Origin of the sequence: Paraburkholderia sp. IW21 (assembly GCF_041321145.1) — a bacterium.
Classification (GTDB): domain Bacteria; phylum Pseudomonadota; class Gammaproteobacteria; order Burkholderiales; family Burkholderiaceae; genus Paraburkholderia.
In genome coordinates this window covers 138,020-151,227 of sequence record NZ_JBGGWA010000007.1, presented here as the reverse complement: position 1 = coordinate 151,227, position 13,208 = coordinate 138,020, and the positions used below count along the sequence as shown (strand labels likewise).

Here is a 13,208-nt window from a genome sequence, read left to right as displayed (position 1 = left end):
CTCACTGGACGACCACCATGCTCCACACTGCCACGAAGACGAGGCCGCCCGCACCGATGCTGGCAGCGCTATTGTTCGGCGCGTTCTGCGCGTTCGGCACCACCGCGCACGCCGACGAAAAGCAGCTCAACCTGTACAACTGGGCCGACTACATCGCGAAAGATACGGTGCCGAACTTCGAAAAAGAGTCCGGTATTCACGTGCAATACGACGTCTACGACGGCGACGAAACCTTGCAGGCCAAACTGCTGACCGGCTCGACCGGATACGACGTTGTGGTGCCGACCTCGAACTTTCTTGCCAGGCAGATCGAAGCCGGCATCTACCAGAAACTCGACAAATCGAAACTGCCGAACCTGGTGAATCTCGACCACACTCTGCTAAGCCTGGTGGCCGACGCGGACCCCGGCAATCAATACGCGGTGCCGTGGGCATGGGGCACTACGGGTCTCGGCTACAACGTCACGCGGGTCAAAAAAATTCTTGGCGATGATGTACCGCTCGATAGCTGGGACATCCTCTTCAAGCCCGAATATCTGAGCAAGCTGAAGCGTTGCGGCGTGTCCGTGCTCGATGCGCCGACGGATGTGTTCGCGGTCACGCTGCACTATCTCGGCCGCGATCCGAACAGCGCGAATCCGGCCGACTATCAGGCCGCCTATGAAGCACTGAAGAAAATCCGCCCGTATATCACCCAGTTCAACGCGACGAGTTACATCAACGATCTCGCCGGCGACGATATCTGTTTCGCGCTGAGCTGGTCGGGCGACGTGTCGATGGCGAGCCATCGTGCACGCGAAGCCAACAAGCGCTACGAGGTCAAATACTTTATTCCGCAAGGCGGCGCGCCGGTCTGGTTCGACATGATGGCGATACCGAAAGATGCGCCGCATCCAGAAGCGGCGCTTAACTGGATCAACTACATCGAGCGCCCTGAAGTTCACGCGGGGATCACCAATGCGGTGTTCTATCCGAACGCGGATGCGGCTGCGCGCAAATTCGTGCGACCGGAAATTCTCAACGATCCGACCGTGTACCCGCCCGAATCGGTATTGAAGACGCTGTTTTTGCTGAAGCCGTTGCCGGCGCCGATCAAACGCCTGGAAGGCCGGCTGTGGGCGCAGTTGAAGACAGGAGGATAGAGGGATTGCTGTGCGCCTGGGTGGCCGCATGGGTCGCCCAGGCCAAGGCTTAGGCTTGCGCTGCGAGCAGTTCGATTCCGTCTAACTGCACCGCGCAGATATCGCGCACGATGGTGACGAAATCGTCGAAGTAAGGCCGGCTCGCGAAGCCTTTCGCAGCCACCGCATAAAGCTCGCTCCACAAGCCCTGGGCGCCGACTCGCTTGGCGAGAACGTAGTCGTGGTCGACGTAGTTTTTTACGCCCCAGTTCGGCAGCGCCGCAATCCCGCGGCGGCTTGCCACCAGTTGCATGATCGCAATGGTCAACTCCGCCGTGCGCCGCTCGAGTTTGATGCCGGCCGGCTCCAGCACTTCGCGAATCAGATCGATACGCGCTTCAGGCACCGGATAAGTAATCAACGTCTCGTCGCGCAGATCGTCCGACACCACGCGGCGCTTATTGCGCAACCGGTGTTCGTTCGCCATCACCACCAGAATCTCGAAGCGGAACAGCGGCGCGATATGCAGGCTGCGCTTGGTGGCGGGCTTCGAACCGATCACCACGTCGGCCTTGCCGTCGCTCAACAGACGCAGCGGGTCCGCATGAAAACCCGCGACCAGATCGACTTCGACTTCGGGCCAGCGGCGGCGGAACTCGTCCATCACCGGCATCAGCCAGTCGAAGCAGGTATGGCATTCCAGCACGATCCGCAATTCGCCGCGCGTGTCGCCTTTCAGACGCACGAGATCGCGCTCCGCCGCGCTGACCGCGGCAATCGTCTCCCGCCCAAGTGCGAGTAGCCGCTCGCCCGCGGCGGTGAAGCGCAAGCCCTGCCTGGTGCGCTCGAATAACGACACCTCGTAATGTGACTCGATATCGCGGATCTGATGCGACAACGCGGACTGGCTCAGATGAACGCGTTCGGCGGCTGCCACCAGCTTGCCGGAATCGGCGATGGCGATCAGCGAACGCAAGTGGCGAAGCTCAAGCATGCAGGTGCTCCGCTTTGGACGAATTCGTGTGGATATGAATGTGGCTCATACATTGGTGAAAACATGTCGCTTGTTGAATCATAGCGCGACTTTCACACTGAGCGCCAATTCAGACAACGCACAGAAGGAATCCACATGGCCCGCACGCACATCCCCGGCTTTCCGCGCATCGGCGCGCAGCGCGAACTGAAATTCGCGCAGGAATCGTTCTGGCGCGGCGAAACCGACGAGATTTACTTGCGTGGTGTCGCGAAGGCGTTGCGCGAGCGCCATTGGCAGTTGCAGCAAGACGCCAAACTGGATTTCGTCACCGCCGGCGATTTCGCCTACTACGATCAGATGCTCAATCTGAGCGCGCTGCTCGGCGCGTTACCGGAGCGCTTCGGCTTCGATCCGAAGGCGCTCTCGCTCGGCCAGTACTACGAACTCGCGCGCGGCAATCACGCGCAGCCGGCGATGGAAATGACCAAGTGGTTCGATACGAACTATCACTACCTCGTGCCGGAGCTGGGACCGACTACAACGTTTGATGGCGGCATCGAGTGGATGCTCGACGAGATCAATGAAGCGCTCGCGCTGAATCTGCCAGTCAAGCCGGTGCTGATCGGACCCATTACCTATCTATGGCTGTCGAAGAGTCATGTCGCCGGTTTCGACCGCTTGTCCCTACTGCCGAAGCTCGTGATCCGCTACAACCGCATTCTGGAAACGCTCAGGCAACGCGGCATTGAATGGGTGCAACTGGATGAACCGGCGCTGTGCCTCGATCTGCCGCCCGAATGGCTCGACGCGTTTTCTGCAGCGTACGAGGTGCTCGGCACGTCGGGCGTCAAGGTGTTGCTGGCGACCTACTTCGAAACCGCAGCAGACCACGCGCAGCGCGTCGCGAGGCTGCCGATTGCCGGCGTTCATCTCGATCTCGTGCGTGCGCCGCAACAGCTCGATGCATGGCGCGCCGCATTGCCCGCGCATGCCGTGCTGTCGGCGGGGGTGATCGATGGCCGAAATATCTGGCGTGCGGATCTCGGCGATATCGTCGAATCGTTGCAGGCGCTGCATGCGGAGTTTGGCGACCGTTTATGGATTGCGTCGTCGTGCTCGCTGCTGCATGTGCCGGTGTCACTCGACGCGGAAAAGAAACTCGATGCCGATCTGAAATCCTGGCTCGCCTTCGCCACAGAAAAACTCGACGAAGTCGGCACAATCGCGCTCGCCCTGCGCAATCCTGCCGCCGCTGAACCGAAGCTCGCCGCCGCGGACCTCGCATTGGAAGCGCGCCGTCACTCAAGCGCGGTCGTGAATGCACTGGTGCAAAAACGCGTGGCCGCTGTGAGCACTGCGATGGCGGAACGTAACAGCCCGTTCGCCGAGCGCAATCGCGTGCAACGCGAAGCGCTCGACCTGCCGCTCCTGCCGACCACCACGATCGGCTCGTTCCCGCAAACACCTGCGATCCGTCACGCGCGCGCCGCCTACAAGCGTGGTGAATTGCGCGCGCTCGACTACCTGCAGCGGATGCGCGCCGAAATCGAAATCGCCGTGCGCAAGCAGGAAGAGCTGGGGTTGGACGTGCTGGTGCATGGTGAAGCCGAACGCAACGACATGGTCGAGTATTTCGGCGAGCAGTTGTGGGGCTATGCGTTTACGGAAAACGGCTGGGTGCAAAGTTATGGCTCGCGCTGCGTGAAGCCGCCGATCATTTACGGCGACGTCTATCGCCCTGAGCCGATGACGGTCGAGACCACCCGTTACGCGCAATCGCTCACGCATCGCGTGATGAAAGGCATGTTGACCGGCCCCGTGACGATGCTGCAATGGTCCTTCGTACGCGACGACCAGCCGCGTTCAACCACGGCACTGCAACTCGCGCTCGCGATCCGCGACGAGGTGGTGGACCTCGAAAAGGCCGGCATCCGCATCATTCAGATCGACGAACCGGCTTTCCGCGAAGGTTTGCCGTTGCGCAAAGCCGACTGGGCCACCTATCTGGAATGGGCGACGCGCGTGTTCCGTATTTCGGCGGCCGGCGCCGCCGATCAGACGCAGATTCACACGCATATGTGTTATTCGGAGTTCAACGACATTCTGCCGTCGATCGCCGCAATGGATGCCGACGTGATCACCATCGAAACCTCGCGCTCGGCGATGGAACTGCTCGACGGCTTCGGTGCGTTCGCCTATCCGAACGAGATTGGCCCGGGCATCTACGATATCCACTCGCCACGCGTGCCGAGCACGGAAGCGATGCAGCGGCTGCTGGAACGTGCGTGTGAAGTGATTCCTGCCGAGCGGCTGTGGGTCAATCCGGATTGCGGGTTGAAAACGCGTGGCTGGCCGGAGACAGAAGCGGCGTTGAACAATATGGTTCGAGCCGCGAAAGCGTTGAGGGTGAAGCTGGCGGCAAAGCAGCCTGAATTAGCCCACTGATTCGGCGCCTGCTACCAGGACTTCAATCGCCTTTCGCGTACAAAGTCGATTCCGCAAATCCTTCAGGAGCCAGCACTCGTCCCACCAGAATCAGCGCCGTGCGCTCGATATTTGTCGACTGTACTTTCGCGACGATATCGTCGAGCGTGCCGGTGAGCTTTTCTTCATCCGGCCAGCTCGCGCGATAGATCACCGCGATCGGACAATCGCCGCCGTAATGCGGCCGCAATTCATCGACGATGCGCGCCAGGTGGCGCACGCCGAGGTGAATCGCCATGGTCGCGCGATGCCTCGCGAGGTCGGCGAGTTGTTCGCCTTCGGGCATGGTCGTTTTGCTCGCGAAGCGCGTGAGGATCAGCGTCTGCGAAATATCCGGCAGCGTGAGTTCGCAGCCGAGCGTCGCCGCGCATGCCGCGGTCGCCGTCACGCCGGGCACGATCTCGTAGGGAATGTCAAGTTCGCGAAGTCTGCGGATCTGCTCGCCAATCGCGCCATACAACGACGGATCGCCGGAATGCACGCGCGCCACGTCCTGGCCTTTGTCGTGTGCTGCTTTAAGCAACGCGACGATTTGATCGAGGTCGAGGTCGGCGGTATTCACGACTTGCTCCGCACTATGCCCCGCTAAAACAGCGGCCGGCACCAGCGAGCCGGCGTACAGGATCACCGGACAGCCGCGCACTAGGCGCTGCCCTTTCACCGTGATCAGTTCCGGGTCGCCGGGACCCGCGCCGATAAAAAACACCGTCATTCAATACTCCATGATTCATTGGGCCGGCATGTCATGCACGCGCGGTTCAAGGCAACGCTTGCAACGCGTCCAGCAAGTCAGCCACATGCTCGAACTCGCGATCGACTGCGGGCAACTCGGGGCGCCGCAGCATGACAACCGGCAAGCCGCGTTCGCGCGCGACCTCGAGTTTCGCTTCGGTGGCGCTGCCGCCGCTGTTTTTGCTGACGACGACATCGAATGCTTCCGTGCCGAATAGCGCTCGTTCGCCTTCGAGCGTAAATGGGCCGCGTGTCGCCAGAATCCGCGCACGTGCATTGCCTTCGTGCGGATCGAGACAGCGCACGGTCCAGCACTGATGCGGCGGGATTTCGTCGAGATGCGCGAGTGGTTCGCGGCCGAGCGTGAACAGTGGCCGCCTGAACGCGGCAAGTATCTGCGTGAGTTCGGCCCAGTCGTCGACCATGCGCCAGTCGTCGCCGGATTGCGGCTGCCAGCCCCGGCGACGCAGTGCCCAGCACGGTACACGTGCCGCGCGGCTCGCTTGCGCGGCGTTCGCGCTGATCTGCGCGGCGTACGGATGCGTGGCGTCGATCACCAACCCAATACGTTCGTCTTCGATATAGCGCGCCGTGCCTTCGCTGCCGCCGAAGCCGCCTACACGCACCACGCATGACAGATCCTCCGGCACCTTGCCGAGGCCCGCGAGACTGTACACGTGCTCGGGTCCGAACTGCCGTGCAATCTGCAACGCGTCGCCGGTGCCCCCGAGCAGCAACACCCGCATCATTGCGCGGCTCCGATCAGATTGCCCTGGCGGTCGATCGCGAACATTTCGACGGCGACCTGCGGCGGCACGATATCGCGTGCTACCGCGAGCGCATGCTGGCAGACGATATCGCCGAGCGGCACGTTTTGCGCGCGCGCCAATGCGACCGCCTGCTGGCTCGTATTGGCCGTGCGGATTGCCGTCTGCAAGGCATCATCCGCGCCATGTTCGGCGGCCCACGCCGCAAGCCGTTGCAGATCGATGCTCGAATTCCGGCTGTGCAAATCGAGGTGTCCCGCCGCCAGCTTGCTGAGCTTGCCGAAGCCGCCGCACACGCTCAAGCGCTCGACCGGCGCGCGTTTCATATGCTTGAGCACCGCGCCGACGAAGTCGCCCATTTCGATCAGCGCGATATCCGGCAGACCATAATGCGCACGCATCGCGTCTTCGCTCGCGTTGCCGGTGCAGGCGGCGAGATGCACGTAGCCGTTCGCACGCGCGACGTCGATGCCCTGATGAATCGACGCGATATACGCCGAGCACGAGAACGGCCGCACGATGCCGGTGGTGCCGAGAATCGACAAGCCGCCGAGAATGCCGAGGCGCGGGTTCATCGTTTTCAGCGCGAGTTCTTCGCCTCCTTCGACGCCGATCGTCACTTCGAAACCGCCGTGGTATCCATGCTCCACCGCGAGATCGGTCAGATGCGCGGTCATCATCTTGCGCGGCACCGGATTGATCGCCGGTTCGCCGACCGGCAGCGTGAGGCCGGCACGCGTCACCGTGCCGACACCCGGCCCCGCCCGAAAAATCACGCCCGGTTCAGCGCAAAGCCGCACGCGGGCGAACACGATTGCGCCGTGCGTCACGTCGGGGTCGTCACCGGCATCCTTGACGGTGCCGGCTTCCGCGCCGTCGGCGCTCAGGCGGCAAAACACCAGCGGCATCGGCACATGCTGGCCCTTCGGCAACACGATCTCCGCGACCTCGCTGACGACACCCGCAAGCAGCAGGCGTGCCGCCGCGAGCGACGTCGCGGTGGCGCAACTGCCGGTCGTGTAGCCGCTACGCAGCGGCGCGGGTTGTTCGGGCGTTTCTTCGCGCATTACGGTTGAGCAGGTGAGTCGGCGGCCTTGGTGACTTCAAGCAGCGTGATCGGCAGCGCCTGGCGCCACGTATCGAAGCCGCCAAGCGGCTGCGCGTCGGCGAGCGCGATGCGGGTCAGCGTGCCGCCATATTGCTCACGCCACGCCGTCAGGGCCGCCTCGCCTTGCAAGGTGACCGCGTTGGCGACCAGCCGGCCGCCCTCACGCAGACGCGCCCAGCAAGCGTCGAGCACGCCCGGCACCGTCGCGCCGCCGCCGATGAACACGGCATCCGGCACCGGCAGCCCCGCCAACGCATCAGGCGCGCGGCCGGCCACCAGTTGCAAACCGGGCACGCCCAACGCATCGCGATTGTGCTCGATAAAACGCTGCCGCTCCGCGTGCCCTTCGATCGCGATAGCGCGGCAGGTCGGGTGCGCGCGCATCCATTCGATGCCGATCGAACCGCTACCCGCGCCCACATCCCACAGCAATTCACCCGGCGTCGGCGCAAGGCGCGCCAGCGTGATCGCGCGTACGTCGCGTTTGGTCAACTGACCGTCGTGGCGAAAGGCGTCGTCGGGTAAACCGGAAGTCAGCGGCAGACGCGGAGCGCCTTCCGTTGCACAGCATTCGAGCGCAATCAGGTTCAGCGCCGCCACTTCGCCCGTGGACCATTGATCCGCTCGGCCGTCGATGCGCCGCTCGAGATCGCCGCCCAAATGCTCCAGTACGGTCATCCGGGTCGCGCCGAAACCGCGGGTGTCGAGCCATTCGGCCAGCGCAGCAGGCGTGCGTCCGTCAGCGCTCAACACGAACACGCGCGCGCCGTCATGCAAATGGGTATTCAACGTCGGAAGCGGCCGGCCTACCAGCGAGACCGTCGCGACATCCTGCAATGGCCAGCCGAGCCGCGCGGCCGCCAGCGACAACGACGACGGCGCGGGCAGCACCCGCAACTCGCCTGGCGGCAGCTGCCGCGCCAAGGTCGCACCGACCCCAAACAGCATGGGATCGCCGCTCGCCAGCACGCACACGGGGGCCGCGCGCTCCGCCAGCAACGGCGCGAGATCGAACGGACGCGGCCATGCCGCACGGCGCGCGGCGAGGCGCGCAGGCAACATCGCCAGATGACGTTCGCCGCCGTAAACCACCGACGCTTCCAGCAAAGCACGCCGCGCGGGCCTCCCCAAGCCGGCGAAGCCGTCATCGCCTATGCCCACCACGGTCAGCCACGCCGGCATGCATCCATCCTCATTCTGTATCTTCAAATAGTGCGCTGTGCCACGCCGATCAAAGCGTCCAGCCTCGTTGTGCTGTTCGAAAAAAGGCATAATACAGCCGCCGGTGCCCTTCGGGGCCGAAGAGGGAACACAGTGTCACTGTGGCTGCCCCCGCAACTGTATGCAGCGAGTCCGCCTGCGCTCCGCGCCACTGGTTCAACCGGGAAGGCAGCGGCGGACCATGACCTGCCAGCCAGGAGACCTGCCGGCGAGACTGTTCGTGCCAGCCTACATCGGGCGGGGTGTACCGATGCCGCAGTAATGCCCCTCGCGGCTTGCTCGGGCCGTCGCGCGACGCTAAACCCGGTGTCCGTCTTGAATCAAGCTTCGCCCTCCACCGCTTTACCTGACGCAGCCCTTGCGCTGCGGCCGTCGGCATGCCCGGGGCTGCTGCGCATCGTCGCCGCGCGCGACGGTGGGATTTGCCGGATCAAATTGCCCGGCGGCGAGTTGAGCGCGGCGCAGGCTGCCGTGATCGCCGACGCGAGCGAGCAGCACGCGGCCGGCGTGATCGAGCTGACCAATCGCGCGAATCTGCAAGTGCGTGGGGTGCGGGTCGGCCATGAAGCGGCGTTGATCGCGGCGCTGATCGATGCGGGCCTTGGCCCCGCTCCGGCGACCGGCGCAAGGCAAGCGTCAACCTTGATACCGGCATCCGCTGCAGACGATGTGCGCAATGTGATGGTGAGCCCTGCTGCCGGACGCGATCCGTTTGCGCTGTTCGACACCACGCAGCTCAGCGCCGAACTGCTCACGCTGCTGCAAACCGAAGCGCGTTTCGCGGGGCTATCGCCGAAATTCGCGTTGTCGCTCGACGGCGGTGAGCGTCTTGCCCGGGTGGATCATCCGCATGATGTCTGGTTGGCGGCGACGCAAACTGAAGACGGTGTGCGATTTGTGTTCGGTTTGGGGGGATGCCCAGCTGCGGTGACGAACGCGGGTGCGGGTGCGCTTGCCGCTGTACTGCCTTCGCAAGTCCCTGATCTTGTCCGCGCACTGCTGCACACGTTCCTCGATCTGGCTGCAGCCGATGCCATGCGTATGCGTCACCTGCTGGCCGCACATTCCGTCGACGCCGTATTGCAGCACGCTCAAACGTATGTCGATTTTCCGCTGTCACGTGACCCATCGCTCGCGAACTGGCGACGCGCCACGCCAGCCGACGCCACGCTGCGACTCGGCGCGCACGCGCAACGGGTAGTGGGAACGTGGCACGTAGGCGGCCAGCCGCCGCTCGGACGCCTCGACACCGCGACCTTGCGCGGCGTTGCCACGCTCGCGCAACAGCGCGGCAACGGTACGCTTCGCATGACCCCCTGGCAAAGCGTGTTGCTGCCCGATATCGCATCGGACGCGGTGCCTGCCGTGCTCGCCGCAATGAACGCGCTAGGCCTCGCCTGTGACCCCGCGCAGCCTGGTACGCGCTTGATCGCCTGCGCCGGCTCTACAGGCTGTGCAAAAAGCCTCGCCGATACCAAGGCCGACGCGCTGCTTTTAGCGGATCGCCTGCCCGACGGTGTCGACGTCCATCTAAGCGGATGCCAACGCTCTTGTGCCGCCGCGCACCGCGCGCCCTACACGCTGCTGGCGGTGGCCCCCGGCGCATACGACCTTTACCGACGTGACGCCTCACCGGGTTTCGGTGACTGCGTCGCGCACCAACTCACGATCGAACAGGCCGCCGACATGCTCGAACACCTGGTCCGGAGCCCTTCAGATGCTTGATTACATTCGCGACGGTCAGGAGATCTATCGCCAATCCTTCGCGACGATACGCGCGGAGGCCGACCTCTCGCGCATCCCCGCCGACCTCGAAAAGCTCGCCGTGCGCGTGATCCACGCGTGTGGCATGGTCGACGTGATTGAAGATCTTCGGTTTTCTGAAGGCGCAGGCGCTGCAGGCCGCGCGGCACTCGCGCAAGGCGCGCCGATTCTGTGCGATGCCGGCATGGTGGCGCAAGGCATCACGCGCGCGCGATTGCCCGCTAACAACGAAGTGATCTGCACACTCACGCACGAAGACGTGCCTGGATTGGCGCGCGAACTCGGCAATACGCGCTCGGCCGTGGCGCTCGAATTGTGGCGACCGCATCTGGCCGGGAGTGTCGTCGTGATCGGCAACGCGCCGACCGCGCTGTTTCATCTGCTCGACATGCTCGACGCCGGCGCGCCAAAACCCGCGTTGATTCTCGGCTTTCCAGTGGGCTTTGTCGGCGCGGCCGAATCGAAAGCAATGCTGGCCGAAGACAGTCGCGGCGTGCCCTACGTCGTGGTGCACGGCAGACGCGGCGGCAGCGCGATGGCCGCCGCCGCGGTGAACGCGCTGGCCACGGAGGTCGAGTAAATGACCGTGCAAGGACGTTTATTCGGCCTCGGCGTCGGCCCCGGCGACCCGGAACTCATCACACTGAAAGCGCTGCGTTTGCTGAAGGCGGCGCCCGTAGTCGCGTACTTTGTCGCGAAGGGTAAGAAGGGCAACGCGTTCAGCATCATTGAAACGCATTTGCATGACGCTCAGCAGCATCTGCCGCTCGTTTATCCGGTCACCACCGAAGCGCTCGAGCCGCCGCTTTCCTATGAAGCGATCATCGCCGATTTCTACGACACCGCTGCGGAGATCGTCGCCGGCCATCTCGGTGCAGGCCGCGACGTCGCGGTGATTTGTGAAGGCGACCCGTTTTTCTACGGCTCGTATATGTATTTGCACGACCGGCTCGCGGCGCGCTTCGAGGCCGAAGTCGTGCCCGGCGTGTGCTCGATGCTCGGCGGTGCGGCTGTGCTCGGTTCGCCGCTGGTGTATCGCAATCAGAGTTTGTCGGTGCTCTCCGGCGTGTTGCCTGAGGACGAATTGCGCCGGCGTCTCGCCGATGCGGACGCCGCGGTCATCATGAAACTCGGCCGCAATTTCGACAAGGTGCGGCGCGTGCTCGGCGAACTCGGTCTCGCGCATCGCGCGCTTTACGTGGAACGCGCGACGATGGGCAATCAGCGCATCGTGCCGCTCGCCGACGTCGATCCGATGGCGTCGCCGTACTTTTCGCTGCTCGTCGTGCCGGGGGAAAAATGGCAAGGATGACGCCGCCCGCGATTGTGATCCTCGGCGTGGGCGCGTTGACGACTGCGAGGCGTATCCAGGCCCTGTATGCGGGTTCCCAGGTGCATGCTTTGCATGGGCGTGTCGAGGCTGATGTCTCGTACACGGAGCTCGGCGCGCATCTGCGTGGTTTGTATGCGCGCGGCACGCCGATCGTCGCGTTGTGCGCGGCTGGGATCGTGATTCGTTGCGTCGCGCCGTTGTTGTCGAACAAGGGCGTCGAGCCGCCGGTACTCGCGGTTGCCGAAGACGGCAGCGCGGTTGTGCCTTTGCTCGGCGGACTAGCCGGCGTCAACGTGATGGCGCGTGAGATTGCGGCTGCGTTGGCTGTATCGCCGGCGATTACGACGAGCGGAGAATTGCGCTTCGGCACGTGCGTGCTGAATCCGCCTGAAGGCTATGCTCTCGCCGATATAGCGCAAGGCAAGCGCTTCGTTTCGGACCTGCTGGCGGGCGAAAACACGCGGATCGAAGGCGACGCACCGTGGCTCGACGATGCGCAACTGCCTCGCTCTGCGTCGGCGCGTCTCGCGATTCGCGTGACGCCGCGCGTGTGGGATGGGCGTGATGACGAGTTGGTGATTCATCCGCGGAGTGTGGTGGCGGCGGTGACGGGTGCGGGTGCGGGTGCGGCGATCGCAGCACGCGTGCGCGAGGCATTGGACACGCATGGTCTTGCGGCGCTTTCACTGGCGGCACTCCTGGCTTCGGCAGAACGAATGGCAGACCCGGTGCTTGCCGAGGCCGCAGCGAGCTTGAACGTGCCGCTGCGCTTCGCACAGACACGTCCCGAAGATGGCGAGCCGCCAGGCAGCTTGCTGCATGCTGCGTTACGCATCCCCTACGAAACGCTCCACAAGGATTCAGATTCAGGCGTTGCGCTGGCATTGGCGCCTTTGGCAATCGATCCAGAGACGATCGGTCGTCCGCGCGGCCGATTGACTGTGATCGGCCTCGGCCCCGGCAGTGCGGAACTCATGGTGCCCGCCGCTCGCACAGCGCTGAACGAAGCCACCGATATCCTCGGCTACGAAACCTACGTAAAAATGGCCGGGCCGTTTCGCGCGGATCAACGCGTACACGGCACGGACAATCGCGAGGAGATGCAACGCGCGCGTCACGCGTTCGAGTTGGCCAGCACGGGACGGTCCGTGGTGATGGTGTCGTCGGGCGACCCCGGCGTGTTTGCGATGGCGGCTGCGGTGCTTGAAGCGCTGGAAGGCTCGCACGCCCCGGATTGGCGCGCAGTCGAATTGTCGATCGTGCCGGGCGTGTCAGCGGCCATGGCCACCGCGGCTCAAGCCGGCGCGCCGTTGGGCCATGACTTCTGCATGCTGTCGCTGTCCGATAACCTGAAGCCGTGGACGATCATCGAAAAACGCCTCCGGCATGCGGCCGAAGCGGATCTGGTGATGGCGTTTTATAACCCGATCTCCCGCGCGCGACCGTGGCAACTCGACAAGGCATTGGATATCGTTCGGCAATATCGCGCTGCGGTTACCAAAGTGGTGCTCGGGCGCGATATCGGCAGACCGGGCAGTACGCTGCGTACGATTACGCTCGGTGAACTGCGCTCATCAGATGTGGATATGCGGACGATGGTGATCGTCGGATCGTCGACGACGCGAGGGTTTGCTAACGGCGTCGACGGTGGTGAGTGGGTTTATACGCCGCGATGGTATGAGTGAATCGAAGCGCGCCGGCC

Annotated in this window: 11 protein-coding genes and 1 riboswitch; of the genes, 6 read left to right on the top strand and 5 right to left on the bottom strand. The window is 63.8% G+C overall.

Features of this window, described 5'->3' with window-relative positions; translation table 11 throughout:
* Positions 1–56 precede the first annotated feature (56 nt).
* Positions 57–1,142, top strand: coding sequence for a polyamine ABC transporter substrate-binding protein (locus tag ACAX43_RS18290; RefSeq protein ID WP_370710029.1), 1,086 nt, complete (start codon positions 57–59; stop codon positions 1,140–1,142).
* A gap of 49 nt (positions 1,143–1,191) precedes the next feature.
* Here the strand turns inward: ACAX43_RS18290 and ACAX43_RS18285 are convergent, their stop codons facing one another.
* Positions 1,192–2,115, bottom strand: coding sequence for a LysR family transcriptional regulator (locus tag ACAX43_RS18285; RefSeq protein WP_370709826.1), 924 nt, complete (start codon positions 2,113–2,115; stop codon positions 1,192–1,194).
* A gap of 135 nt (positions 2,116–2,250) precedes the next feature.
* On the opposite strand from ACAX43_RS18285, the gene metE reads away from it, so the two are divergent.
* Entirely contained in the window at positions 2,251–4,542 is a 2,292-nt protein-coding gene (gene metE / locus ACAX43_RS18280; protein ID WP_370709825.1) for a 5-methyltetrahydropteroyltriglutamate--homocysteine S-methyltransferase, read from the top strand.
* 22 nt (positions 4,543–4,564) lie between these two features.
* On the opposite strand, the gene cobM is transcribed toward metE, so the two are convergent.
* From cobM to cbiE, 4 genes are read right to left on the bottom strand one after another with little or no spacing between them, the layout of a single operon-like run.
* Positions 4,565–5,293, bottom strand: a complete 729-nt coding sequence (gene cobM / locus ACAX43_RS18275; protein WP_370709824.1) for a precorrin-4 C(11)-methyltransferase — start codon at positions 5,291–5,293, stop codon at positions 4,565–4,567.
* Positions 5,294–5,339: 46 nt separating this feature from the next.
* On the bottom strand, positions 5,340–6,062 hold the full coding sequence (locus ACAX43_RS18270) for a cobalt-precorrin-6A reductase (RefSeq protein ID WP_370709823.1): 723 nt from the start codon (positions 6,060–6,062) through the stop codon (positions 5,340–5,342).
* Positions 6,059–7,147, bottom strand: a complete 1,089-nt coding sequence (locus ACAX43_RS18265; RefSeq protein ID WP_370709822.1) for a cobalt-precorrin-5B (C(1))-methyltransferase — start codon at positions 7,145–7,147, stop codon at positions 6,059–6,061. The genes ACAX43_RS18270 and ACAX43_RS18265 overlap by 4 nt, the downstream gene beginning before the upstream one ends.
* Positions 7,147–8,370 carry a precorrin-6y C5,15-methyltransferase (decarboxylating) subunit CbiE gene (gene cbiE, locus ACAX43_RS18260; protein ID WP_370709821.1) on the bottom strand — a complete coding sequence of 408 codons (1,224 nt, stop codon included), beginning with the start codon at positions 8,368–8,370 and terminating at the stop codon, positions 7,147–7,149. Before cbiE ends, ACAX43_RS18265 begins: the two co-directional genes overlap by 1 nt.
* 84 nt (positions 8,371–8,454) lie before the next feature.
* Positions 8,455–8,634, top strand: a riboswitch (cobalamin riboswitch).
* 81 nt (positions 8,635–8,715) lie between these two features.
* Between cbiE and cobG the strand changes: the two genes are divergently transcribed.
* Genes cobG through cobJ form a run of 4 tightly spaced genes read left to right on the top strand, consistent with a single transcriptional unit; the run spans position 8,716 to position 13,191 of the window.
* Complete coding sequence (gene cobG, locus ACAX43_RS18255; protein ID WP_370709820.1) at positions 8,716–10,134, top strand: precorrin-3B synthase; 1,419 nt, start codon at positions 8,716–8,718, stop codon at positions 10,132–10,134.
* Positions 10,127–10,753 (top strand): precorrin-8X methylmutase, encoded by a 627-nt coding sequence (locus ACAX43_RS18250; protein WP_370709819.1) that lies wholly within the window; start codon positions 10,127–10,129, stop codon positions 10,751–10,753. The genes cobG and ACAX43_RS18250 overlap by 8 nt, the downstream gene beginning before the upstream one ends.
* Entirely contained in the window at positions 10,754–11,485 is a 732-nt protein-coding gene (locus ACAX43_RS18245) for a precorrin-2 C(20)-methyltransferase (protein ID WP_370709818.1), read from the top strand.
* Entirely contained in the window at positions 11,482–13,191 is a 1,710-nt protein-coding gene (cobJ, locus tag ACAX43_RS18240) for a precorrin-3B C(17)-methyltransferase (protein ID WP_370710028.1), read from the top strand. The genes ACAX43_RS18245 and cobJ overlap by 4 nt, the downstream gene beginning before the upstream one ends.
* The last annotated feature ends 17 nt before the right edge of the window (positions 13,192–13,208 follow it).